20 protein-coding genes, 4 tRNA genes and 2 pseudogenes are annotated in these 24,553 nt (G+C 64.3%); 7 read left to right on the forward strand and 19 right to left on the reverse strand.

The window, feature by feature from the left end; genetic code table 11:
- The 11 genes and pseudogenes from DFO68_RS08470 to DFO68_RS08520 form a co-directional block, all read right to left on the reverse strand.
- Positions 1-218, reverse strand: a pseudogene (locus tag DFO68_RS08470) (IS5/IS1182 family transposase); the annotation flags it as partial.
- Between the two features lie 35 nt (positions 219-253).
- A pseudogene (tnpA, locus tag DFO68_RS15815) lies at positions 254-463 on the reverse strand (IS200/IS605 family transposase); the annotation flags it as partial.
- A 280-nt stretch (positions 464-743) separates the two neighbouring features.
- Positions 744-831 (reverse strand) — tRNA-Ser (locus tag DFO68_RS08480).
- Between the two features lie 115 nt (positions 832-946).
- Entirely contained in the window at positions 947-1,450 is a 504-nt protein-coding gene (locus DFO68_RS08485; RefSeq protein WP_133483237.1) for a YiiD C-terminal domain-containing protein, read from the reverse strand.
- 2 nt (positions 1,451-1,452) lie between these two features.
- On the reverse strand, positions 1,453-2,013 hold the full coding sequence (locus tag DFO68_RS08490) for a nitroreductase family protein (protein ID WP_133483238.1): 561 nt from the start codon (positions 2,011-2,013) through the stop codon (positions 1,453-1,455).
- Between the two features lie 43 nt (positions 2,014-2,056).
- Positions 2,057-2,896, reverse strand: coding sequence for an NADPH-dependent 7-cyano-7-deazaguanine reductase QueF (queF, locus tag DFO68_RS08495; protein ID WP_133483239.1), 840 nt, complete (start codon positions 2,894-2,896; stop codon positions 2,057-2,059).
- Positions 2,893-3,666, reverse strand: coding sequence for an ABC transporter permease (locus tag DFO68_RS08500; RefSeq protein WP_133483240.1), 774 nt, complete (start codon positions 3,664-3,666; stop codon positions 2,893-2,895). The genes queF and DFO68_RS08500 overlap by 4 nt, the downstream gene beginning before the upstream one ends.
- Positions 3,663-4,625: an ABC transporter ATP-binding protein gene (locus tag DFO68_RS08505; protein WP_133483241.1), complete on the reverse strand. Its 963-nt coding sequence runs from the start codon at positions 4,623-4,625 to the stop codon at positions 3,663-3,665. Before DFO68_RS08505 ends, DFO68_RS08500 begins: the two co-directional genes overlap by 4 nt.
- A 188-nt stretch (positions 4,626-4,813) precedes the next feature.
- Positions 4,814-4,889 (reverse strand) — tRNA-Glu (locus DFO68_RS08510).
- Positions 4,890-4,982: 93 nt separating this feature from the next.
- Positions 4,983-5,057, reverse strand: a tRNA-Gly gene (locus DFO68_RS08515).
- A 23-nt stretch (positions 5,058-5,080) separates the two neighbouring features.
- Positions 5,081-5,156, reverse strand: a tRNA-Glu gene (locus tag DFO68_RS08520).
- Positions 5,157-5,346: 190 nt separating this feature from the next.
- On the opposite strand from DFO68_RS08520, the gene msrB reads away from it, so the two are divergent.
- From msrB to htpX, 4 genes are all read left to right on the forward strand, one after another.
- Entirely contained in the window at positions 5,347-5,754 is a 408-nt protein-coding gene (gene msrB, locus DFO68_RS08525; RefSeq protein WP_133483242.1) for a peptide-methionine (R)-S-oxide reductase MsrB, read from the forward strand.
- 93 nt (positions 5,755-5,847) lie between these two features.
- Positions 5,848-6,825, forward strand: coding sequence for a ribosome biogenesis GTPase YlqF (gene ylqF, locus DFO68_RS08530; protein WP_133483243.1), 978 nt, complete (start codon positions 5,848-5,850; stop codon positions 6,823-6,825).
- A gap of 61 nt (positions 6,826-6,886) precedes the next feature.
- Positions 6,887-8,116, forward strand: a complete 1,230-nt coding sequence (locus tag DFO68_RS08535) for a pyridoxal phosphate-dependent aminotransferase (protein ID WP_133483244.1) — start codon at positions 6,887-6,889, stop codon at positions 8,114-8,116.
- Between the two features lie 119 nt (positions 8,117-8,235).
- Complete coding sequence (gene htpX / locus DFO68_RS08540; RefSeq protein ID WP_133483245.1) at positions 8,236-9,141, forward strand: protease HtpX; 906 nt, start codon at positions 8,236-8,238, stop codon at positions 9,139-9,141.
- Between the two features lie 72 nt (positions 9,142-9,213).
- On the opposite strand, the gene pdxB is transcribed toward htpX, so the two are convergent.
- A complete protein-coding gene (pdxB, locus tag DFO68_RS08545) occupies positions 9,214-10,398 on the reverse strand; it encodes a 4-phosphoerythronate dehydrogenase PdxB (protein WP_133483246.1) in 1,185 nt (394 codons plus the stop codon).
- 114 nt (positions 10,399-10,512) lie between these two features.
- Here pdxB and DFO68_RS08550 point away from each other — a divergent pair, with 114 nt between their 5' ends.
- Positions 10,513-10,791, forward strand: a complete 279-nt coding sequence (locus DFO68_RS08550; RefSeq protein WP_133483247.1) for a hypothetical protein — start codon at positions 10,513-10,515, stop codon at positions 10,789-10,791.
- Positions 10,792-10,889: 98 nt separating this feature from the next.
- On the opposite strand, the gene DFO68_RS08555 is transcribed toward DFO68_RS08550, so the two are convergent.
- Together DFO68_RS08555 and rlmKL are read right to left on the reverse strand one after the other, a co-directional pair.
- Entirely contained in the window at positions 10,890-11,249 is a 360-nt protein-coding gene (locus DFO68_RS08555) for a glutaredoxin family protein (protein WP_133483248.1), read from the reverse strand.
- Positions 11,246-13,462 (reverse strand): bifunctional 23S rRNA (guanine(2069)-N(7))-methyltransferase RlmK/23S rRNA (guanine(2445)-N(2))-methyltransferase RlmL, encoded by a 2,217-nt coding sequence (gene rlmKL, locus DFO68_RS08560; RefSeq protein ID WP_133483249.1) that lies wholly within the window; start codon positions 13,460-13,462, stop codon positions 11,246-11,248. The genes DFO68_RS08555 and rlmKL overlap by 4 nt, the downstream gene beginning before the upstream one ends.
- 263 nt (positions 13,463-13,725) lie before the next feature.
- On the opposite strand from rlmKL, the gene rmf reads away from it, so the two are divergent.
- Positions 13,726-13,932: a ribosome modulation factor gene (gene rmf, locus DFO68_RS08565; protein ID WP_133483250.1), complete on the forward strand. Its 207-nt coding sequence runs from the start codon at positions 13,726-13,728 to the stop codon at positions 13,930-13,932.
- Positions 13,933-14,033: 101 nt separating this feature from the next.
- On the opposite strand, the gene DFO68_RS08570 is transcribed toward rmf, so the two are convergent.
- The 5 genes from DFO68_RS08570 to DFO68_RS08590 all read right to left on the reverse strand — a co-directional run bounded on the left by DFO68_RS08570 (position 14,034) and on the right by DFO68_RS08590 (position 22,923).
- Positions 14,034-15,059, reverse strand: a complete 1,026-nt coding sequence (locus DFO68_RS08570; RefSeq protein ID WP_133483251.1) for a quinone-dependent dihydroorotate dehydrogenase — start codon at positions 15,057-15,059, stop codon at positions 14,034-14,036.
- Positions 15,060-15,209: 150 nt separating this feature from the next.
- A complete protein-coding gene (locus DFO68_RS08575; protein WP_133483252.1) occupies positions 15,210-20,051 on the reverse strand; it encodes an NAD-glutamate dehydrogenase in 4,842 nt (1,613 codons plus the stop codon).
- A gap of 185 nt (positions 20,052-20,236) precedes the next feature.
- Positions 20,237-21,343 carry a tRNA (uridine(54)-C5)-methyltransferase TrmA gene (gene trmA, locus DFO68_RS08580; RefSeq protein WP_133483253.1) on the reverse strand — a complete coding sequence of 369 codons (1,107 nt, stop codon included), beginning with the start codon at positions 21,341-21,343 and terminating at the stop codon, positions 20,237-20,239.
- 67 nt (positions 21,344-21,410) lie between these two features.
- A complete protein-coding gene (gene murI / locus DFO68_RS08585) occupies positions 21,411-22,187 on the reverse strand; it encodes a glutamate racemase (RefSeq protein ID WP_133483254.1) in 777 nt (258 codons plus the stop codon).
- A 184-nt stretch (positions 22,188-22,371) separates the two neighbouring features.
- The gene (locus DFO68_RS08590) at positions 22,372-22,923 is read right to left on the reverse strand and encodes a hemerythrin domain-containing protein (protein ID WP_208107392.1); all 552 of its coding nucleotides are present in this window, start codon (positions 22,921-22,923) and stop codon (positions 22,372-22,374) included.
- Between the two features lie 233 nt (positions 22,924-23,156).
- On the opposite strand from DFO68_RS08590, the gene DFO68_RS08595 reads away from it, so the two are divergent.
- Positions 23,157-24,500, forward strand: a complete 1,344-nt coding sequence (locus DFO68_RS08595) for a replication-associated recombination protein A (protein ID WP_133483255.1) — start codon at positions 23,157-23,159, stop codon at positions 24,498-24,500.
- The last annotated feature ends 53 nt before the right edge of the window (positions 24,501-24,553 follow it).

Below are 24,553 nucleotides of genomic sequence, written 5' to 3' on the forward strand. Positions count from 1 at the left end.
GCGGCAGGCCGTTGCCTTCTGTCAGCAGGCTGCGCTTGACGCCGCCTTTGCCGCGGTCGGTGGGGTTCGGGCCGGTTTTTTTCCCCGCCCAAGGGAGCCTTGGTCATCGTGCCATCCACCGACAGCCAGCTCCAGTCGATGCCCTGGAGCCGATCGTACTCCAGCACCCCCCGGCGCCAGAGCTCTTCAAACACACCGGCCTCCAACCATTCCCGAAAGTAAAGTGGACCCCACGGTCAAGACAGAATCTGTCTGGATTTAAGCTAATGCACATGTGGACATGGTCACGCATCAGGTGGCCCTCCACGATCTGGCACTCCTTCTGCCGTGCCAGCTCATGGAACACCTCACCAAGGTGCTTGCGTATCTTTCCGAAAATTATCTTCTTACGCTTTTTCGTTATAAAAACAACATGATACCTAAAATTCCATGTCGTATGGGAAAGACTCTGGTACTCTCTCATTGGGAACATCCTATCTCTTGGCCGAGATTGGAGGTTCCCTGTGACCGCATCACACGGTCAAACCTCGGGTAATCCCCCGGCAAAGCCGGGGGATTACCTTATTTATTTAGAGGGGGCTGCACAGCTCACGTTCGCTACCTATCGAAATAGGCTCTTAATTTGGTTTGTTGGTCGTCCAACATTGTCGACTGTAGTGTCAGGAAGGCCAGCAGCAATGTGTGGGTCAAAAACATACAGGCATAGAAAAAGCCGCTTAAATCAGCGGCTTATCACTATTCTGTGGCGGAGGGGGAGGGATTCGAACCCTCGAGGCCTTTCGACCTACACACTTTCCAGGCGTGCTCCTTCGACCACTCGGACACCCCTCCGCATTGTGGATCTCGAGTCGAGCATGCTCGGCGGCGCCGTGCCTTCTCCTCCAGAACGGCGCAGATGATATCGACTTAAGTGCGCGATAGCAAGCCGTTTTCCTTGTGTGGACCCTCAGCTGGCGGGCAGTACGGCGTAGTCACCGCGGGCTTCCAGGCAAAGGGTGTCAGCGCACCAGAGCTGCTGGATCAGTGCGATGCGCCCCTTGCCGCGCTGCTCCAATCGCTCGGCCAGCTCGGCAGGCGCATCTCTCTCCTCGGGCTCGCAGGTCAGGCAATAGTCGCCGGTCACCGGGGCCAGGAAGCGCTGGGAGGCCTGGGCCACCACCACGTCCCGGGCCAGGCCGTGGCGGCGCAGCCAGAGGGTGGTCCAGCACCAGCCCAACAGGGTGGTCTGGGCGGCAAGCGCCCCACCGAAACCGGTGCCCTTGTCATTCAGGCTGGGGATGAGCGAGAGACTCCAGATCAGACGGTCACCATCACGGCGCATCTCGCGGATGCCCAGCGAAGGCACCATGGGGATCGCCTCGCCCAGCCAGGCGAGGAACTCGGCCATGTCGTCCTCTCCGCCGGCGGCGGGCAACGGCAGGTGGGGATGAGGAACGCCGATCTGTCGCATGTTCAGTCCCAGTGCTCCACGAAGTCGGCGATGTCGTGTTCCGGAATCGGCTTGTGGCGCCCCCCCAGGGTGCCCAGGTAGACGAAGGCCACGAGCTCATCGTCCTCGGCAAGCCCCAGTCCCTTGCGCACCGTGGCATCGAAGGCGTACTTGCCGCTGCGCCACATGGCGCCGAGCCCCGGGGCGTGGGCGGCGAGCAGGATGGCGTGAGCCGCACAGCCGGCGGAGATCACCTGCTCGATCTTCGGCACCTTGGGGATGTCGGGCGTGACCTTGGCGATCACCGCGATGATCATCGGGGCTCGCCGCGGCTTGCTGCGCGCGGCGTCGAGGGCCGCCTCGCCCACGTGGGGATCCTCGCGGAACTCCGCCTCGGCGAACAGCTCGCCGAGCCGCGAGAGGCCCTCGCCGGAGAACTCGATGAAGCGCCAGGGATGCAGCTCCTTGTGATCCGGCGCCCGCAGGGCCGCGCGGTAGATCGCCTCGAGCTGCTCGGGGCTCGGCGGGGGGCCCATCAGCTTGCCCATGGAGCTGCGTTCGTGCAGCAGCGTCAGCGCCTCCATGTTGGTCTCCTGTTCAGGTTCAGTCGGCACTCTACCCAAGCGGCTACTGGCGCGCCAGCCGCAGCGGCGCGGGCGGGCGCTCGCCGGGGGTGGCGCGCCAGGGGCTGATATCCAGCCCGCCGCGGCGTACATAGCGTGCCAGCACCAGCAGCCGCTGCGGCCGAGCGCGTTCCACCAGGTCCATGAAGATGTGCTCTACACAGTGCTCGTGGAAGTCCTGGTGCTGGCGGTAGCCGATCAGATAGCGCAAGAGCCCCTCGCGATCGAGTCGTGGGCCCCGGTAGCGGATCAGCACGCTGCCCCAGTCGGGCTGGCCGGTGACCGGACAGTTGGACTTGAGCAGGTGGGAGTACAGCGTCTCCTCGACGATCACCTCATCGCTCACTCGCAGGTGCTCGGCGCTGGGCGTGTAATCGGTCACCTCGATGTCCAGGTCGTCCAGGCACTCGCCAGGCAAGCGGCGTGGCGAGAGTGCCTCGTCGTCGACATCCAACAGCTCGACGCCAACCGCCGCGCCGGCGGCCCGCGAGAGGTCATTCACCAGGGTATCCATCACCCGCTCGCGGCTATCGAAACGCGTCTGGTTGAAGCCATTGAGGTAGAGCTTCCAGGACTTCGACTCGATCAGGTTCGGTGAATCCGCCGGCAGGCTAAAGCGCGCCACGGCCACCCGCGGCTTGCCGCGGGCATTCAGCCAGGAGACCTCGAAGGCGTGCCACTCGTCCTCGCCGACGAAGGGCAGCGCGCCCTCCTCGATGCCCAGCGGCATGCGGTTGGCAGTGCGGGGGATGGGATAGAGCAGCCCAGCATCGTAGTGCTGCGGGTAGACGGCCGTGTGCCCCAGAGGAGCATGCGCAAGGGCATCGGGACGAGGGTGGCTCATGAGCGAATTCCCTTTCCATGCTCCAGCATCCACAGCGCCAGCCCGAAGAGCACGCTGATGAACGCCAGGATCGCGGCAAGGGCCCAGCCCACGGGAATGTCCGAGACGCCGAGGAAGCCGTAGCGGAAGACATTGACCATGTAGAGGATGGGATTGAGCATCGACACGCCCTGCCAGAAGGCCGGCAGCAGCGAGATTGAATAGAAGACCCCGCCGAGGTAGGTCAACGGCGTAAGCACGAAAGTCGGCACGATGGAGATGTCGTCGAACTTCTTGCCCAGCAGGGCGTTGATGAAGCCGCCGATGGCGAACAGCGCCGCGGTGAGCACCACCACGAACACCGTCAGCAGCGGGTGCGCCACCGGGAGCCGGGTGAAAAACAGCGACACCCCGGTGACAATCAGCCCCACGCCCAGGCCGCGCGCCATGCCCCCCAGCACGAAGCCGCTGAGAATCACCCAGTTGGGCATCGGCGAGACCATCATCTCCTCGATGGAGCGCTGGAACTTGTTGGAGAAGAAGGAGGAGGCCACGTTGGAGTAGCTGTTGGTGATCACCGCCATCATGATCAGGCCGGGGACGATGAAGTCCATGTAGCTGTAGCCATCCATCTCGCCGATCCGCGAGCCGATCAGGTTGCCGAAGATGATGAAGTACATAGTCATGGTGATCGACGGCGGCAACAGGGTCTGCAGCCAGATCCGCGTGAAGCGCTTGATCTCCTTATGCACCAGGGTCCAGAGGGCGATGGCGATCTGGATCGGGCTCATGCGCGCACCTCCGCTGCCTCGGCCGCCGCCTTGTCGCTGTTGCCTTGCTCCACCATGGAAACGAACATCTCCTCGAGTCGGTTAGCGCGATTGCGCATCGACATCACCTGTATGCCCTGCTCGCTGAGCGCCGTGAAGACGTCGTTGAGACGCTGGCCGCGATGCACCACCACCGCCAGCTGGGCATCGTCTACGCGGTTGATCTCGAAGCCTTCGACCTCGGGGGCCGCCTCCACCGAATGGGCGAGGTCGAACAGGAAGGTCTCGGTATCGAGCTCGGCGAGCAGCTGCCGCACGCTGGTGTCCCGGATGATTTCGCCATGATTGATGATGCCCACGCGGCGGCAGAGGCTTTCCGCCTCCTCGAGATAGTGGGTGGTGAGGATGATGGTGGTGCCCTCCTCCCGATTGATGCGGCGCATGTACTCCCACATGCTGCGGCGCAGCTCGATGTCGACGCCGGCGGTGGGCTCGTCGAGGATCAGCAGCCTCGGACGATGCATCAGGGCGCGGGCAATCATTAGCCGGCGCTTCATGCCACCGGAGAGCATGCGGGCGCTGCCGTTGCGCTTGTCCCACAAACTCAGATCGCGGAGCAGCTCCTCAGCCCGCGGCAGTGCCTCGCGACGCGACATACCGTAATAGCCGGCCTGGGCCAGCACGATATCGATGACCTTTTCGAACTGGCTGAAGTTGAACTCCTGAGGCACCACGCCGAGGTGGTACTTGGCACGGGCGAAATCCCGGTCGATATCGGTACCGAAGATCGTGACGCGGCCTGCCGTTTTCTGCACCAGCGAGCAGACCACGCCCAGGATGGTCGACTTGCCGGCGCCATTGGGCCCGAGCAGGGCATAGAAGTCGCCCTCGGCGACATCGAGATCGATGCCCTTCAGGGCCTGGAAGCCATTGCCGTAGACCTTGGTCAGGCCACGGATAGACAGTGCCGGTTCGGCCATGTGCAATCCCATCAGAGAAATGAATTTCACTGCGCAAAACCACTGAATTGGGGAGCGGCCAGCGAAACTTCAAGGTCAACCTGATCACCAACTAAAACAAGCAGAAGCACGCAGATCCGCATCACGCCCATGGAAGTGACATCTGCACAGCGGGCTACTGGCGGAAGCGTAATGACACGAAAAAGAAGTGGCGTCCCATAGGGGGTTCGAACCCCTGTTACCGCCGTGAAAGGGCGGTGTCCTAGGCCACTAGACGAATGGGACGCAAAAAGAAAATCGAGATGGCGCGGGAAACGAGAACAGGCGGCTCTGCCGTCAGCCAGTCCGACACATCGTATCGTGCCACTTGTTCACGCATGGAGCGGGAAACGAGATTCGAACTCGCGACCCTCGCCTTGGCAAGGCGATGCTCTACCACTGAGCTATTCCCGCACTCCGCTACCTGATGAGTCGAGTGGCGTCCCATAGGGGGTTCGAACCCCTGTTACCGCCGTGAAAGGGCGGTGTCCTAGACCACTAGACGAATGGGACGCAATGTCTCGCCTCGTCGAGGTGCGGCAAATATTACCCAGCCCTCGGGAGGCTGTCAAGCGAGTCTTGCCGGACGTTGATGTCGCGTGACGTAACCTGCTCCACGACTGGAAACCTCCACCCCAATTGGTGTCAGAATGGACGCAACACCCGCCGTGCCCTACCCGGCACCATGAAAAGGAGAGAGGTCATGCACAGTAAGATCCAGAAAAGCGACGCCGAGTGGCAAGAAAAGCTGACGCCCGAGCAGTATCGGGTCACTCGCGAGAAAGGCACGGAGCCTCCCTTCAGCGGGAAATACCACGGCCACGTGAGTGACGAGCATGGTATCTATCATTGCGTCTGCTGCAACGCCCCGCTGTTCGAGAACGAGCACAAGTACGATGCCGGCTGCGGCTGGCCAAGCTTCGATCGCCCCTTCACGCCGAACTGCGTGACGGAGCAGCCCGATACCAGCCATGGCATGCATCGCATCGAGGTCAACTGCGCGCGCTGCGATGCCCACCTCGGCCACGTCTTCCCCGACGGCCCGCCGGAGACCACCGGGCTGCGCTACTGCATCAATTCGGTGGCGATCACCTTTCACGCCGGCGAGTAGCCGTACGGCCCGTCAACACTCTCCCCTGGCTCGGCCGACCATCTGCTATGATGGGCGGCCGTTTCCCTTCACGCCACCTGCAGGAGAGGCTCGATGCTCGGCTGGTACCCGGGACACATGAACAAGGCGCGACGTCAGATTCTCGAGGCGCTGCCGGAAATCGACGTAGTGATCGAGGTGCTCGACGCCCGTCTGCCCTACTCCAGCGCCAATCCTATGCTGGCCGAGCTGACCCGCCACAAGCCGGTATTGAAGATACTATCCCGGGCCGATCTCGCCGACCCCGAGCGAACTCGCGAATGGGTCGGTTTCTTCGATGCCCACGCCAAGATGCGGGCCTTGGCGGTGACTACGACCCAGGCGGGCGAGCTCAAGCGCATCCCGAGGCTCTGCCACGAGTTGGCCGGCCAGGTGCGCGCCGACCGCGACGTGCGCGTGATGGTCATGGGCATTCCCAACGTAGGCAAGTCGACCCTGATCAATGGCCTGGCCGGTCGCACCATCGCCAAGACCGGCAACGAGCCGGCAGTTACCAAACGCCAGCAGAAGGTACGCATCGGCGGTCGCGTGGCGCTGATCGATACCCCCGGCGTGCTGTGGCCCAAGATCGAGGACCAGGCCAGCGCCCACCGCCTGGCCGCCAGCGGCGCCATCCGTGATACTGCCATCGACTATGTGGACGTCGCGGTGGTCACCGCCGCCGAGCTGGCCAGACGCTACCCGGACGCACTCAAGGCGCGCTACAAGCTCAAGGCCCTGCCCGAGTACGTTCCTCATCCCGAAGCGACTCAGGTGGAAGCCGATGGCCCGACACGGCTCGACCTGCTCGCCCTGGCCGGCTTCGACGGCCATGCGATACTGGCCGATATCGCCGCCAGGCGTGGCGGGCTGCGCGCCGGGGGTGAAATCGACCTGCACCGCGGCGCCGAGGTACTGCTCCATGAACTGCGTGACGGCAAACTGGGCCGCCTGACCCTGGAAACACCGGCGGACATTCCCCCCACACCGGAACCCGACATCGTCAAGGCGGAGGGTGGCAACGCTAGCCAGTCCGCATCATCACCCTACTAGCCCTCGACGACGCCCGCCACCGGCAGAGGCGGTACACCGACCCCACTGGATCTCAGCGCCTATGGACACTCCCCCGATTAGGAAATCGCACAAGCTCGCCAACGTCTGCTACGACATTCGCGGCCCGGTGCTCGAGCACGCCAAGCGGCTGGAAGAGGAAGGCCAGCGCATCCTCAAGCTAAATATCGGCAACCCCGCCCCCTTCGGCTTCGAGGCCCCGGAGGAGATCCTCCAGGATGTGATGCGCAACCTGCCCACTGCCCAGGGCTACTGCGACTCCAAGGGTCTCTACTCGGCGCGCAAGGCGATCATGCAGGAGTGTCAGCGCAGGGCGATTCCCAGCGTCGGCATCGAGGACATCTATATCGGCAACGGCGTCTCCGAGCTGATCGTGATGGCGCTGCAGGCGCTGCTCAACGACGGCGACGAGGTGCTGATCCCGGCCCCGGACTACCCGCTGTGGACCGCGGCGGCAAACCTCTCGGGCGGCCATGCCGTGCATTACCTGTGCGACGAGCAGGCCGACTGGGCGCCGGACATGGACGATATCCGTGAGAAGGTCACCGCCCATACCCGCGCGATCGTGATCATCAACCCCAACAACCCCACCGGCGCCGTCTACCCGCCAGCGGTGGTGCGCGAGCTGCTGGAGATCGCCCGGGAGCACCATCTGGTGGTGTTCTCCGACGAGATCTACGACAAGATCCTCTACGACGGGGTCGAGCATGTCTCCACCGGGGCGCTGGCCGGCGAGGACCAGCTGGTAGTGACCATGAACGGACTCTCCAAGAGCTACCGCTGCGCCGGCTTCCGCTCGGGCTGGATGATCCTCTCGGGTCAGATCGCCAAGCAGCGTGCCGAGGACTTCATTCAGGGGCTGACCATGCTGGCCTCGATGCGCCTGTGCGCCAATGTCCCGGCACAGCATGCCATCCAGACCGCGCTGGGGGGCTACCAGTCGATCAATGACCTGATCCTGCCCGGGGGCCGCCTGCTGGCCCAGCGTGACATTACCGTCGAGAAGCTCAACGCCATCCCCGGGGTCAGCTGCACCCGGCCCAAGGGGGCGCTCTACGCCTTCCCGCGGCTCGACCCCAAGGTCTTCAACATCCATGACGACCAGCAGCTGGTGCTCGACCTGCTGCTTCAGGAGAAGATCCTGCTGGTGCAGGGTACCGCTTTCAACTGGCCCGACCCCGACCACGTGCGCATTGTCACCCTACCCTGGGTCGACCAGCTCGAGGACGCCCTGGACCGCTTCGCCCGCTTCCTGTCGCGCTACCGCCAGTAGGCCCACTGCCGTCGCGTTGCTCGCCGCTTGAAACCCGGCGGGCAAGCGTATATCTAAGCAACAGCTTGTCAATGCCGTGGACCACGGCGCCCCGTTCCGACAACTGGAGATTTCCGGCAATGATGCGAATCCTGCTCTTCTTAGGCACCAACCTGGCGGTGATCGTGGTGGCCAGCATCACCCTGCGCTTGCTGGGGGTGGAAGGCTATCTGACGGAGCAGGGCATGAACTTCAACGCCCTGCTGATCTTCTGCTTCATCTTCGGCATGGCCGGCTCACTGGTCTCGCTGTTCATCTCCAAGTGGATGGCCAAGCGAACCACCGGCACCGTGATCATCGAGACGCCGTCGAATGCCACCGAGAAGTGGCTGGTGGATACCGTGGCGGAACTGGCCCGCGACGCCGGCATTAAGACGCCGGAAGTGGGCATCTTCCCGGCTCAGCAATCCAACGCCTTCGCCACCGGCTGGAACAAGGACGACGCCCTGGTGGCGGTCTCCGCCGGCCTGCTCAACCGCATGCGCCCCGAGGAGGTGCGCGCGGTGCTGGCCCACGAGATCGGCCACGTGGCCAACGGCGACATGGTCACCCTGGCGCTGATCCAGGGCGTGCTCAACACCTTCGTGATGTTCTTCGCGCGGGTGGTCGCTCAGCTGGTCGATGGCTTCCTGAGAAGCCGCAGCGATGGCGAGGGCGGCCTGGGCTTCATGGGCTACTTCGCGGTGGTAATCGTCGCCGAGATCGTCTTCGGTCTGATCGCCTCGGCCATCGTCGCCTGGTTCTCGCGCTTCCGGGAGTATCGTGCGGACAGCGCCGGCGCACACCTTGCCGGCAGCGGGGCGATGATCAATGCCCTGGCCCGCCTCAAGGCCGAGACCGAGATGCCGGACCAGATGCCGGACACCCTGCGCGCCATGGCCATCACCCAGGGCCAGACGCGCTCGCTGATGGAGAAGCTGTTCGCCAGCCACCCGCCGCTGGATGATCGCATCCGCGCGCTGAAGGAAGCGGCCTACCGGCAGTAACCCCGCCGCCAGCCAATACGCCAGCGGGCCCGCCAACCGGCGGGCCCGCTGGCGTTTGTCGACCCAACGGTGTCAGGCAGTGGCGGTATCGACCCGGAAGCCCGCGCCTGCTAGCAGCGGCGCCAGCTCCCGGGCTCCCTCACCAAGCTCGATGTCGAGGGTGGCGAACTCACGGCGCAACGGATAGCCCGCCCGGCAGGCGTCGAAGCCCTTGGCCATGCCCTGGCGGCGCGCCTCGCGATGCAGGCTGTCGTGGTCGCGGCGCGGATCGTAGACGGCGCGCATGGCCAGGCGCAGCGCTTCCTCGCGATCGAGGCCGGCATCCAGGACAAGACAGCTGACGGCTGGCGCGGGGGCCAGGTCGGCCAGCGTCAGGGGCGCCGGCAGGCCGACATGCTGGGCCAGGGCGCGATAGATCCGCTGGGTGCCGCGCAGCTTGCCATCCAGGCTATAGCCGGCGACATGCGGCGTGGCGATGGCGGCAAGATCCGCCAGGCCGTGGTCGATGGCGGGCTCGTGCTGCCAGACATCGAGCACCGCGCTGATATCGCCCTGCCCCGCCAGCCGCTGGCGCAGCGCCTGGCCATCCAAGCAGTCGCCGCGTCCGGCATTGAGCAGCACGCTGCCCGGGGCCAGGGCCGCGATGTGCTGGGCATCGAGCAGTGGCCATGTCGGGTAGCGACCCTCGCTCACCAGCGGGGTGTGCAGGCAGATCACGTCGCATGCGTCGATCAGCGCATCCAGCTCCACGAAGCCGGCAAGCCTTTGTTCCACGCTGGCTTGCGCCTCGACGCTCTCTGCTTCAACCCTGGGCGGGTCGCAGGCCAGGCAATCGATGCCCATGGCCATGAGTCGCGCCAGCAAGCGCCCGCCCACGTTGCCCACCCCGACGATGCCCACACGACGCTCAGCCAGCCGCCAGGCCTGACGCTCGGCCAGGGTCAAGAGACTGCCCAGCACGTAATCCACCACCGCCTCGGCATTGCAACCCGGCGCACTGGCAAAGGCGATGTCCCGCTCGGCCAGAGCCCGCTCGTCCACGTGGTCGGTGCCGATGGTGCAGGTACCCACGAATCGCAATCGCCGCGCCTTGGCGAGCAATGCCGCATCGACCCGGGTGATCGAGCGCACTACCAGGGCGTCGGCCTCTTGCAGTGCAGCGGCATCGATCTCGCGTCCCGGTAAGCGGACCACCTCACCCAGTCCCCCGAAGCAAGTCTGCGCAGCAGGCACATTGGCATCGACGACGATTCTCATGGTGGTCTCCGGGCTGGCTGATGAAACGACTTGTTCAGTGTGCCCAAGCCCTTACAATACCGCCACATACCAAACCGGGCGGCGCCGACGCCGCCCTTCATCTCGGGAGCTACCGTGATTGTCCGCTGGGAAACCGACCATGACTATGTGCTGGTGCATGTCCATCAGGACATGTTCGGTGACTGGATCTTCAGCCGTGCCTGGGGGCAGATCGGCACCCAATTCGGTGGCCTGAAGCATCGCCTGGCCGATGACCACGTCCAGGCGATGATGTGGCTGGATGACGAGACCACCATCCTCACCTCGCGAGGCTTTCGCAAGGTGCTGGAGGTGGAGGACGAGAGCGCCGAGGGGCGCGACGCCGTCAGCCAGCTGTCACTTCTCGAGCCGTAAGCCGTAAGCCAGGATGCTGGCTTTCGCCTTACCTTAGCCAACGGTATATAGCTTACAGCTTAACTAGCTTAACGCTTACAGCTCCTGGCGAGGCCAGGTCACCCCAGATAGCGCCGGCCGCCGTGCAGGGTCGCGCCCTTCGCCGCCCTCTTCGTCACCCCGGGCGACGTCTCGCCACTCAACTGCTGCTGCAGCTGCTGCCATGCCGTCTCGTCCAGCCAGCCCCGAACCGCCAGCCAGTCGGCCAGGCGCTCGGGTGCCATGCCACGCTCCAGCGCCTGCCCGGCCTCGTCCACCAGCACCGGGATGCGCACCCCGTAGCGGGCGACCAGTTCCTCGTCGTCGCTGATCTCGACCCGCTCCAGTTGGTAGCGCTCGGCACACAGGGTCGCCAGCAAAGCCTCGAGCTGTTCGCAGAGATGACAGCCCAGGGTGGTATACAGCCTCAGGCGGATCATGCGCCCTCCCCATGGCGAATCAGGAACACATGGTGCAGGTCCGGGTTCCTCGCGAAATCCGGATCGAACGTCCTCGTCGAGATATCCTCTACCCGGAACTGCTCGGCGAGGTCCGCCTCCAGCGTGAAGCGTCGCTGGTTGTTGGAGAACACCAGGATCCCCCCTGGCGCCAGGCGCGCCATGGCCAGGCGGACCAGCCGACCGTGGTCGCGCTGCACGTCCAGGATATCGGCCATCTTCTTGGAGTTGGAGAAGGTCGGCGGGTCCAGGAAGATCAGGTCGAACTCGCCGCCGGCTGTCTCCAACCAGCGCAGGCAGTCGTCGCGCACCAACCGGTGGCGGCCAGGGTCGAGCCGGTTGAGGGCGAAGTTGTCGCGGGCCCACACCAGATAGGTGTTGGAGAGATCCACGCTGACGCTCTCGCTGGCCCCGCCGGCCGTCTCCGCGCCCTCTTTCTGCGACCCGGTCTGCGGCCCGAGGGCGGCCTGGACCGTAGCCGCCCCGGTATAGCAGAAGAGGTTGAGGAAACGCGTGCCGGAGGCCATCTCGCCGAGCAGGCGGCGTACCGGGCGATGGTCGAGGAAGAGACCGGTGTCCAGGTAATCGCGCAGGTTGACCCATAGCTGCGCCCGTCCCTCACGCACCGCGAAGCGCTCGCCGCTGGCCGCCTGCTTGCGGTACTGCGCCTTGCCGCTCTGGCGCTCGCGACGCTTGACCACAACCTTCCCCGGGTCGACATCCAGCACATCGGGAATCACACCCAGCGCCTCGTAGAGTCGCTTCTGGGCCTGGGCGGCATCGACGGAGCGGGGCGCCGCGTACTCCTGCACATGGACATGGTCACCATAGACATCGATGGCCATGGCATATTCGGGCATGTCGGCATCATAGAGCCGATAGCAGCTCTCGCCGCTCGTCTTCAGCCATTTCTTGAGTCGCTTGCGGTTCTTCTCCAGGCGGTTGGCGAACATCTGCGCCCCCGCGGAGCGCGCAGGGGCGGCCTCCCCGGAGGGTGACTCCTGCGCCTCGGGAATCGCCATCAACAGCAGCTTGGCCTCCAGCGGGCCGTTGCGCAGCGCGTACTGCTTATGGGCTCGCAGCCCGATGCGATGGCCGAGGTCGGGATTGGCGGTGAAGACCGCCAGCAACCAGCCAGGGAAGGCTACCTTGACCCGCTCGCCGAGCTGGCCGTAGAGGCGCACCAGTTCGGGCAGCTCGCCGAGGCGCTCGCCGTAGGGCGGGTTGGTGATGACCAGCCCGCGGGGCCTGTCGGGCAGCTCCGCGGGCCCCGCGAGCCCGGCCAGCAAGGCCCCCTCGAGCTCGATCAGCGCCGGCACGCCGGCACGCATAGCGTTGGCCTTCGCCGCGGCCAATGCCGGCGGGCTCTCGTCGAAGCCGTAAAGCCGCGAGCGGCAGCGCTTGCGACCGATGCTGGCCCGTGCCTCGGCCTCGCGTTTGAGTTCCCGCCAGCAGCGCTCGACATGACCGGCCCAGCCGTGGAAGCCGAAGCGCTCCCTGGTCAGCCCCGGCGCGATATCGGCGGCCATCAGCGCGGCCTCGATCAGCAGGGTGCCGGCACCGCACAGCGGGTCGATCAGCGGCGCCCCTTCCCGCGCCAACGCCGGCCAGCCGGCTCGCACCAACAGCGCGGCGGCCAGGTTCTCCTTGAGCGGCGCATGACCCACGTCGCGGCGATAGCCACGGCGATGGAGACTGTCCCCCGAGAGATCCACGCCCAGGGTCAGCCGCCCACGATGCAAGTGGGCATAGAGACGCAGGTCCGGCTGCCGGGTGTCGACATCGGGCCGCGGCCGGCCCTCGGCATGGAGGCGGTCGACTACCCCATCCTTGACAGTCTGGGCCCCGAAGCGGGTGTGGCGGATCGCCTTGGCGCGGCCATGGAAGTCCACCGCCAGGGTCGCGCCCGGGGCGAGGTGATTACGCCAGTCGATGGCCGCGGCGGCGGCTCGCAGGGCTTCGGGGGTTTCAACACACTCCTGCTGCGCCAGGCACAGCACCAGTCGGTTGGCCAGCCGCGACCACAGACAGATGCGGTAGGCACTCTCGAGGCTCGCGCGCAGGTGAACGCCGGCCACTGTGCTCTTGCCGGGGACGGCCCCCAGGGCGGCCAGCTCGTCGGCCAGCAATAGCTCCATGCCACGCGGACAGGTGGCTAGAAGATCCAGTGAATCAACGCAGTGCAGTTCAGTCATGGCGTATCCATCGGCGCGGTGACCGGACGAGTCGGATGGTGTGACGGGCGAGTGAACGCCTTGTTACAAATCATCGGTCGACAACGCTCGCTCTGTTGGGCTATCAATAGGTAAGTAGCTACTGAAAGACGCATGCGTTCCTGTCAATGGGCCTCGAGTCGTCGTGCAGCACGGAGTTGCCGCCGAGACTGCCATGGTCCGGGCAATATGAATCCGGTCTCGAGACCGGGTTTTCATCGGTACCTTCATTAAGAGGTAGTCCAATGAAACGACAGAAACGTGATCGCTTCCAGCGTGCCTATGTTCATGGGTACAAGGCGGGTGTCTCAGGTCGTTCCCGCGATGACTGTCCCAGTCAGGATATCAATCTACGCGAATACTGGATGAGCGGTTGGCGTGAAGGTCGTGGGGATCAATGGTCCGGCATGACAGGAGTCTCCGGCATTCATAAGAACCCCATGGTGATGTGACCCTGCATTTTCTGGGTCAACAGCACATCGTCAAAAGTCTTAACGAACCTATCAAGCCCATGGCCATGCCGTGGGCTTTTTAGTGGCCACCCGCCGGCTGCTCACTGCCCAGCGAAGCGGGCCTTGAGCGCTCGGGCACATTCCCCTACCAGTTTGGGCCCACGATAGATGAAGCCCGAATAGAGCTGCACCAGGTCGGCGCCGGCGGCCCTCTTGGCGAGCGCCGCCTCGCCGCTGTCGATGCCGCCCACGCCGATAATCGGCATGCCGGGAAGCCAGCGGCGCAGTTCGAGGATGATTGTGTTCGACGGCTCGAATACCGGCCTACCAGAGAGCCCGCCCTGCTCGTCAGCATGCGAGAGCCCCGCCACCGCTTCGCGGGCGACCGTGGTATTGGTGGCGATCACCGCGTCGATGGCGTTGGCCTCGAGGGCGCGGGCCACCAGGCCGACCTCCTCGGCGCTCATGTCGGGAGCAATCTTCACCGCCAGGGGGACGCGGCGACCGGTTTGCCGATCGAGCCGGTTCCCCTCCCCGCGCAGGGCCCCGAGCAGCCCATCCAGGTGTTCTCCGAACTGCAGATTGCGCAGCCCCGGGGTATTGGGCGAGGAGAGGTTCACCGTGATGTAGTGCGCCAGGTCATGCACCTTGCGCAGACAGGTCAGATAGTCGTCCACCGCCCGCTCTACCGGCGTCGCAAGGTTCTTGCCGATGTTGATGCCGATTACCCCGTCGTAGCGGCTCGCCCGCACCCGGGCGATCAGGTGGTCCACCCCGGCGTTGTTGAAGCCCATGCGATTGATGAGCGCGCCGGCCTCCGGCAGACGAAACAGCCGCGGCCGCGGGTTGCCGTCCTGGGGCCGGGGCGTCACCGTGCCGACCTCGACGAAGCCGAATCCCAACGCCCCCAAGACATCCAGATGGTCGGCATTCTTGTCCAGCCCGGCGGCCAGGCCCACCCGGTTGGGGAAGCGCAGCCCCATCAGCTCCACCGGATCCTCGACCCGCCCGCCGCCGAGTTGCTCTGCCAGGCCCAGGCGACCGGCCAGGTCGAGGCCCTTCAAGGCGACCCCGTGGGCGGTCTCGGCGTCCAGGCGAAACAGCAGCGAACGGGCCAGCGAGTACATGGCGACTCCAGGCAAGGGGGGTAGACGGGGCGGCAGAGTATAGCAGTGTCGGAGGAGAGACACGACGTCGCCGCCTTACCTGAGCCACCAGAAACACGACCCCCCGCCATCGGCGGGGGGTCGTAGTATGGCCATGGGCAAGGCAGCGCCTCAGGTCTCGCGATTACTCTCGGCCAGGTCAACCAGCTCGCGCACGGCCACCGCGAACAGCGGGAAGCCACCATGGGCGCCACTGCTCACTTCCTCGAGCAGGCGGCACCAGCGCCGGTGCATGCCCTCATGGAGCGAGAGCCACTGCTCAACTCGTTCGGAGGCGTCCTGCGACCCGCCTTCCATGCCCAGCACACTGAGGGTCAATGCCAGCTGCTGGCGATCGATGTCGTCGCGGAAGGTCTCGCGGGCCTGGGCCTGCCAGCTGTCGCGTACCTTGAGCTCGGTGATCTGCTGGCTCATCCACGGCAGTTCCAGGCGATCGCCGATCTCATAGTAGATCTCGGCGACACGCTGCGGCTTCTCATTGATCTGACTGGCCGTCTGGATGATGCCGAGTGCCGCATAGAGGCTACCGGCAGCCGCCACCGTGGCGGCTAGGGCCTCCGGCACACCGGCGCCCATGAACTCGTTGCGGCGCCTCTCCCAGGCCTCGTGCTCCTCGCCGCGCAGGCGCTTGCCGAGATTCTCCTGCAGCTGTGCCAGGCGCGGCGCGAAGAAGTCGATGGCATCCCGGGTGTTCATGCCGGTACGGTTGCGCAGGAACCAGCGGGTGGCACGCCGCAGCATACGCATCAGGTCGAGCATCATGGTGTACTGCAGCGCACTGGGCACCTGATTGTCCAATGCCTCGAGTTGCTCCCAGAGGCGAGGCAGCTGGAAGCTGTCACGCGCGACCACGTAGGAACGAGCGATGGTGGCGCGGTCCGCACCGGTGGAGTCGATCAGCCGGCGCACGAAGACGATGCCCATGTGATCGACCAGATCGTTGGCCACCTGGGTGGCGACGATTTCGCGCTTGAGGCGGTGCTCGTACATCTCCTCCTTGTAGCGCTCGACCAGCACCTTCGGAAATATCCGCTCAACGAACTTGACGATGGTCGGGTCGTCGGGCACGTCAGAGGCGATCAAATCACCCTTGAGCACGCTCTTAGCGTAGGAGATCAACACCGAGAGCTCCGGCAATAGCATCCCCTGCTCGTTGGCGGCACGCTCCTTGAGCACCTCGTCATCGGGCAGGAACTCCAGCTCGCGGTCGATCTGGCCGGCGGCTTCGAGCTCGCTGATAAACCGGCGGAAGGGCCCGATGCCCTGCCGGGAGAGCAGTTCGGCGAGATCCAGCGCCTGAGTCTGGCGATAGTTATCCAGCAGCACCAGGTCGGAGACTTCACCGGTCATGTCGGCCAGCAGCTGGTTGCGTTGCTTCTCGGTCATGTCTCCGCGCTTGACCACCTCATCGATGAGGATCTTGATGTTGACCTCATGGTCGGAGCAGTTGACCCCGCCGGCGTTATCGATGAAGTCAGTATTGACGCGCACGCCTCGTGCGGCCGCCTCCATGCGGCCACGCTGGGTCAGGCCTAGGTTGCCGCCTTCGCCGATGACCCGGCACTGCAAATCACGGCCATCGATGCGCAGGTTGTCATTGGCCTTGTCGCCTACCTGGGCATCGGTCTCCTCGCTGCCCTTGACGTAGGTGCCGATGCCGCCATTCCACAGCAGATCGACATGAGACTTGAGCATGGCGCGGATCAGTTCATTGGGGGAGAGCTTATCCTCCTTGATGCCGAACAGCGTCTTCATCTGCCGGGAGATGGGAATGGTCTTGGCTGAGCGCTTGAACACTGCGCCCCCCTCGGAAATCAGGCCAGTGTCATAGTCCTCCCAGCTGGAGCGGGGCAGTGCGAACAGCCGCTGGCGCTCGGCAAAGCTTGCCGCTACATCCGGATTCGGATCGACGAAGATATTCAAGTGGTTGAACGCCCCCACCAGGCGGATCTTGTCGGAGAGCAGCATGCCGTTACCGAAGACATCACCCGCCATGTCACCGATGCCGAGCACCGTGAATTCATCCTGCTGAGTGTTCACCCCCAGGCCGCGGAAGTGGCGCTTGACCGATTCCCAGGCCCCCTTGGCGGTGATGCCCATCTTCTTGTGGTCATAGCCGTTGGCGCCGCCCGAGGCGAAGGCATCACCCAGCCAGTGGCCGTACTCAGCGGAGATCTCGTTGGCGATGTCAGAGAAGGTCGCGGTGCCCTTGTCAGCCGCCACTACCAGGTAGGCATCGTCGTCGTCATGGCGAACCACGTCACGAGGCGGCACGATCTGGTCGCCCACCCGATTGTCGGTGACATCAAGCAGGGCACGGATGAAGGTCTGATAGCAGGCGATACCCTCCTTCTGGAGGGCGTCTCGATCACCACCCTCGGGCAGTCGCTTGCAGATGAACCCCCCCTTGGCTCCCACCGGCACGATCACCGCGTTCTTTACCTGCTGCGCCTTGACCAGGCCCAGCACCTCGGTGCGGTAGTCCTCGAAGCGGTCGGACCAGCGCAGTCCACCCCGCGCGACCTTGCCACCGCGCAGGTGAACCCCCTCGACGCGTGGCGAGCAGACGAAGATCTCGTAAGCGGGCCGTGGCTTGGGCATGCCGGTGACCCGCGAGGGCTCCATCTTGAAGGACATGTAGTCTTTGTGACGGCCATCGGCCGTTTTCTGATAGTAGTTGGTGCGTTGGGTCGCCTGGATTAATTCCATGTAGCGGCGCAGCAACTGGTCATCATTAAGACTGGCAACATCATCGAGCAGTTGGATGATGCGCGCCGTACAGGCCTCGATCTGGCCTTCCGGGGGGCGCTCGGCCGGATTGAAGCGCAGTTCGAAAAGCGCCACCAGCTCACGCGTGATTGCCGGATGGTTGACCAGCGTGGTGGCCATGTAGTCCTGGGAGACACCGAAGCGAATCTGCTTGAGGTAGCGGGCATAGCCACGCAGCATGGCCACTTCGCGCCAGTCCAGGTCGGCAGCGATGATCAGCCGGTTGAAGGGGTCGTTGTCGGCTTCTCCAACCCAGATGCGCTGGAAGGCCTCGATGAAGGTCTCGCGCATCTCCTGCAGATTAACCTCGGTGCTGGTGTGGTGCTCCAGGTTGAAGTCATGAATCCAGTAACTGTCATCGCGAGCCTGGAGTTCATAGGGACGCTCACCGATAACCCTGAGGCCCAGATTCTCCATCATCGGCAGCACGTCGGAGAGCGGGATGGGCTGACCACGATGGAACAGCTTAAGATTGACACCACTGCCTTCCTCCTCGACCAGCCGATAGAGGGAAAGCGCCAGCGGACGGCCCTCATCGAGTTCGCTGATATGCTGCAGGTCATAGACAGCGGTACGTGCCGAGAAGTCGTCGCGGTAGCTGGCGGGGAAGGCATCGCGGAAGCGATCCATCAACAGGTTGGCCTGCTCTTCGCCGAAGCCCTCGATGGCAGCGCCCTGAAGGTCATCACGCCAGTTGCGGGCCAGCATCGCCAACTTGGCTTCCAGGCGTCGCAGGTCGTAGTGGGTCGGTTGGTCACCCTTGAAGCGCAGGATGAACTGGATACGCGCCAGCACCGACTCCGAGAGGTAGGTATTGAAATCGCCGAAAGTGGCATCGAGTTCCTCGCAAAGCAGGTTCTTGATGCGCAGGCGCAGCTCGGTGGAGAACACGTCGCGCGGCACAAAGGCCAGGCAAGAGTAGAACTTGCCGGAGCGGTCCTCGCGGATAAACAGTCGTACACGCCGCCGCTCGCGCATATCGAGGATACCCAGCGCGGTCTGGGTCAGCTCCTCGGTATCGATCTGGAAGAGATCGTCGCGGGGGTAAACCTCAAGGATATGCAGCAAGTGCTTGCCATTATGGCCCTTGGGATTGAAGCCGGACTTGTCCATCACCGTGGCGATCTTGCGGCGCAGGATCGGCACATTGCGCGGCGATTCGTTGTATACGGTGGCGGTGAACAAACCGAGGAAACGGCGCTCGCCGATTACCCGCCCCTGGTCGTCGTACTGGTCGACCGAGATGTAATCGGGATAGGTCGGCCGATGGATTCGCGCATGATGCGCGCTCTTGGCGAACGACAGCAGCTCAGGGACCAGTCCATAGTGGTCACCCTCGACTCCCTGGTCGGTGCGGATACGTTCCTGGTAGCGGGGTTTCTGAATACGAAACACGCCCAGCTTGCTCTCCTCGACCCGGTCGAGACGCTGCCGACCTTCGCTCTCGTGAACGACATGCTCGTCATAGCCGAGGAAGGTGAAGTTGTCATGCAACAGCCACTCGAGAAAGGCGATGGCCTCCTGGTGATCGTCGGTATCGACCTGGGGGGGACGCTTGGCCTTCAGCTCGGCAAGGGCCGTGCGGGCCTGTTCACGCATCGGCTCGAAGTCGGCCACCGCAGTGCGCACCTCGCACAGCACCTCCTGCAGGCTCGCCTCGATGTCCTCGAGTAGCGCCAGGTCAGAATGACGGTCGACCTCAATGGCGATCAGCGACTCCCGGTTCGGCGGCGCATCGACCTGCTGGGTCGGGGTAACTCTCACGAGCCGGTGCTGGTCGTCGCGCTCAGTCGCCAAAACGGCATTGTGGATGGCATGCACCGTCATCCCGCGACGGTTGAGCTCGATACGTACCGAGTCGACCAGGAAGGGCATGTCCTCGTGGAGTACAGCAATGAAGGTATGAGTTGACTGCCAGCCGTGCTGTTCAAAGTCGGGATTGAACACCCGCACCTTGGGATCGGCGGGATCAAACTGCTGCAGGAAGTGCCACACGGCCAAGGTAGCGCCGTAGATGTCATCGAGACGGCGGTCGGCCAGGTCGTCGAGCGGCACCGTGGCATAGAAATGGCGGGCGAAGGCACCGACCTGGGCGGCCTTGTCCTCGTCAAGACGGCTCTGAAGCCGCTCCTGGAGTTGCTTGAGCAGATCCTGGCGGGTCTGCTCGTGTGCGACGTGTTGCATCCATCACCTCGGCTGCCTGCGGCCGCCAGAAGCGGCCAAGAGAACTTGACGTGGCGGCCTTTTGGCCGCTTCGCCCTCCAGCTTACGTCACTTCCCGAGCCGACCCCAGCCACATGCCCCTTCGCTCATGGAGCATGTCGGTTGCGCATCGCCACGTGACTCCAGTGCCATGCTGGCTGTACGCATCAGTCTCGTCGTTCCAGCACAACCCCGCATTCGCAGTGAGGCGTCCAGGGGAACTGGTCGAAGAGCGCGAAACGCCGGATGTCGTGGCTAGGCGTCAACGTCTCGAGATTCATGGCTAGGGTCTCGGGATTACATGAAATATAGACGATACGCGAATAGTCGCCGAGCTGACGGCAGCTCTTATCATCGAGGCCCGAGCGCGGCGGGTCGACCAGCACCGTGGAAAAGGCATAATCGTCAAGGCCCATCTCGGCCACTCGACGCCCGCCCTTCTCGCCGTTGAGAGCCTGGGAGAATTCCTCGGCGGACATGCGCCAGACGCCGGCGTTGTGGATCACATTGGCCGCCAGGTTGACCCGAGCACTGGCCACCGAGGTCCGCGATATCTCGGTGGCCAGCACCCGACGGAAGTTGCCGGCCAGCGCCACGGTGAAGTTGCCGTTGCCACAGTAGAGCTCCACCAGGTCGCCGTCCTGGCTGCCGCGGGTGACGTCCCGAGCCCAGGACAGCATCGAACGGCAGATCTCGGCATTGGGCTGGGTGAAGCTGTTCTCCATCTGCTGGTAGAGCAGCTCATTACCATCTACCGCCAGGCGCTCCCACACATGGTCGCGCGTCAATACCCGGCGCTGCTTGCGCGCGCGACCGATGACCATGATACCCAGTGCCTGCTCGAGCGCGCGCGCCTCGGCCTCCCAGGCCTCGTCGAGCCGGCGATGGTAGATCAGGGTCACCAACGCCTCGCCGGACAGGGTGGTGAGAAACTCCACCTGGAACAGCCGGCGGCGCAACAGGTCATTGTCGCGAAGGGCATCGAGCAGGCGCGGCATGAGAGCGTTGATCTGTCGACTGGCTACCGGATAGTCATCCAGACGGACGACGGTCTTGTGCTTCGGATCTTTACGGTCTACCTCGAACATCGCATAGAAGAGATCATCCCCCTCGTGCCAGAGACGGAACTCGCAGCGCTGACGATAGTGGCTCGGCGGTGAAGCAAACACCTCCAGCAGCGGCGGCGCGAAGCGCGCGAAGTCACGCGTGATACGTTGGCGCTTGGCCTCGAGCTGCTCGGCATAGCGGGCGGGGTCGACGACGGGAATGGCCACGGCGGCTCCTGGATTAAGATGACAAGGGATAGCGGGAAGAGTGGCGACAGCGCAAGGACAGGATGGCTCACAGCGGCTGCAACAGCCGCGGGTAGCCAAAGCCGAAGCGGGCAAGCCGCCTGCCCAGCCGCTCGTCAGGGGCGGTGACGAAACTCGGCTCCTTTCCCTGGCGAGGTGTAATCCGCGTGACCACATGGGACACCCGGCGAGCGATCGCTTCGCCGGAATCGACCCAGGTCACCGGACGCGGCGCTGCCTCGATAAGCCACGGTGCCAGCAGCGGGAAGTGGGTGCAGCCCAGCACCACGGTATCCAGCTCGGCATCCTCCCATAGCGGGGTGAGGGCTTGATGCAGCGTCAACCACTTGGGTGTCTCACCGGCGACCAGGCGCTCCGTCTCGCCAACCAGCACATCCGCGGCGACCGCGGTCACCCGGCAGTCGGCGGCGAAGTCACGAATCAGCTGCAGGGTATAGGGGCGCGCGACGGTGGCTCGTGTCGCTAGCAGGCCGATATGGCGCGTGCGGCTGAGCCGGGCCGCCGGCTTGATGGCCGGCACGGTGCCGACCACGGGAATCGCCAGGCACTCGCGCAGGACGTCAAGCGCTAGGGTGCTGGCGGTATTGCAGGCCACCACCAAGGCACTGCAGTCACTGGCGGCCACGGCGGCCAGGCAGACGGCGTGGATGCGTTCCACCAGCCAGGCGTCTTCGCGCGTGCCGTAGGGCAGCATGGCATTGTCGCAAGCATAGGCCAGAGCAGCCTCTGGCAGGCGATGGCGCAATGCCCGAACCACGGACAGCCCGCCCACGCCGGAGTCAAAGACTAGGATCGGACCCGCCATCACCCCGCCCTCCGACACCACAGAGCCAGATGACAGGAGCCGGAGGATGTCATAACGAGGGAGGATGTCATGACGAGAAGGCCGAGGTGGAACATGGCAAAGCAATGGTCGCTGAGAAGGCCGACCATTCTACCCTACCCACCGACCGAGCCGAACCCGGCCCGCCACCCGGCTAAGCAGACGCTCAGGTCAGCGGCTGGGGGGCATCCCGCAACTCAGCATAGAGTTCGGGGTAGGCCTCCTGGAGCCGCTCGAGCTGGGCCTGAGCACCTTCTGGCAAGACTGCGGCGAGGGCATCAAGATCCTCGTCACTGAAGTTCTCACGGATCAACGGGAACAGCAGCTCACGCTCGTCTCGCAGATAGGCACGATGACTCTCCAGGTAAGACTTAAGATCTGCAGCGAAGCGGTCCATGGGCACCACGGCATCCATCAGGATCATGTCGAGGTCGTCGGACAGCTTCCTGAGACGAGCCTTCAGCGCTCGGTAATCATGGGACAGCCGTTCGGTGAGCTCGACACTCGAGGGATCCAGTTGCTTGAGACGTTCGGTGCAGACCTTTTCAAGCGGCTGGGTAAAACCTTCCTGATAGTCGAGGATGTAGTCAATGACTTCCCGGACCAGCTGGAAGTTAGGAAGCTCCCCGTTCGCCAGGGACTTCTGTTTGAGCTGCAGGACGTGCAACATGCGCGCCATGTTGGCATGATCCCGACGCAACTGCTTCAGCACGGGCATGACGGGAGTCTCCTCTGTAGCGGTGTGGAACAGAAGGCTGTCTGAATGGGATCAGCCGAGGCAATCTGCGTTCAGTAAACCAAGCCGCCCCGGGCGGGACTGCCCATCTCACGCTCAAGACTGTCCATCTCACGCTCAAGCTAGCCCCTGGGAGGGAATTGTGCCTGTCACCTAAGGTCGTATTGCCGATGACGACACACCCACTCTAGCAGCCACGAGCCAAGGAGTCAGATATGGATCTCTTCCAGGGCAATACGCCAGAGGATGCCGCGCCGCTGGCCTTTCGCATGCGCCCACGCCGGCTCGAGGATTATGTGGGGCAGCAGGCGCTGGTCGGCCCTGGCAAGCCGCTGGCGCGCATGGCCGAGAGCGGTGTGGTGCGCTCGATGATCCTCTGGGGTCCACCAGGCAGTGGCAAGACCACCCTGGCCGAGATCCTTGCCGAGATCTCCGGCGCCCACCTGGAGCACCTCTCGGCGGTGATGGCTGGGGTCAAGGAGATCCGGGCTGCCGTCGATCGCGCACAGGATATGCAGGCCCGCCAGCGCCCCACTCTGCTGTTCCTCGACGAGATCCACCGCCTCAACAAGAGCCAACAGGATGCCCTGTTGCCCCATGTGGAGTCGGGCCTGCTGACGCTGATCGGCGCCACCACGGAGAACCCCTCCTTCGAGGTCAACTCGGCGCTGCTCTCCCGGGCACGGGTACACGTGCTTAAGCCGCTCACCGAGGAGGAGCTGATCGACGTAATGCGCCGGGCGCTGACCGACGAGGAACGCGGCCTGGGCGCGCGGCGGATCCGCATCGACGACGCCGTGCTGGCACTGTTGGCCCGGGCCGCCGCTGGCGATGCCCGCCGCGCCTTGGGCCTGCTGGAAACCGCCTGCGACTTCACCCTGGCCGAGGGCGACGGCGAGCGACTGCCTCGCCAGGCCCTGGAGGACGTGATCGGCCACCAGGCCAGTGCCTTCGACAAGCAGGGCGACCATTACTATGATCTGCTCTCGGCGATTCACAAGTCGGTGCGCTCCTCGCGCCCCGATGCCGCCCTGCTCTATATCGCGCGTTTCCTTCAGGGCGGCGGTGATCCGCTGGACGTGATACGCCGCCTCACTGCCATCGCCTCGGAAGATGTCGGCAACGCCGACCCGCGGGCCCTGCCGCTGGTCATGGCGGCCTGGGACGCCTACCTGCGTCTTGGCGACTACGAAGGCCAACGCGCCATCGCCCACGCCGCCATCCACCTGGCGGTAGCACCCAAGAGCAATGCCATCGACAAGGCTTGGAAGCAGGCCAAGGAGCTCGTGGCGCAGCAACCACAGCTGGAGGTGCCGAGCTACCTGCGCAACGCCCCGACTAGATTGATGGAGTCCCTGGGCCTCGGTCAGGGGTATCGCTACGCGCACCACGAACCCCACGGCTATCCCGCCGGCAGTGGCCATGACTGCTGGCCCGAGGCACTACCCCGCGAGCGTTTCTATCGGCCCACCGAATACGGCCAGGAGAAACGCTACGCCCAGCTGATGGCCTGGCGGAAGCAGCTCGACGCCGAGGCGGACAACGGCGCAAAGCCGTAAGCCGTAAGCCGTCAACAACCTGAAACGAATCGCCTCCGTGGTCTTGCCACGGG

The organism is Halomonas ventosae, assembly GCF_004361885.1.
Lineage (GTDB): Bacteria > Pseudomonadota > Gammaproteobacteria > Pseudomonadales > Halomonadaceae > Halomonas > Halomonas ventosae_C.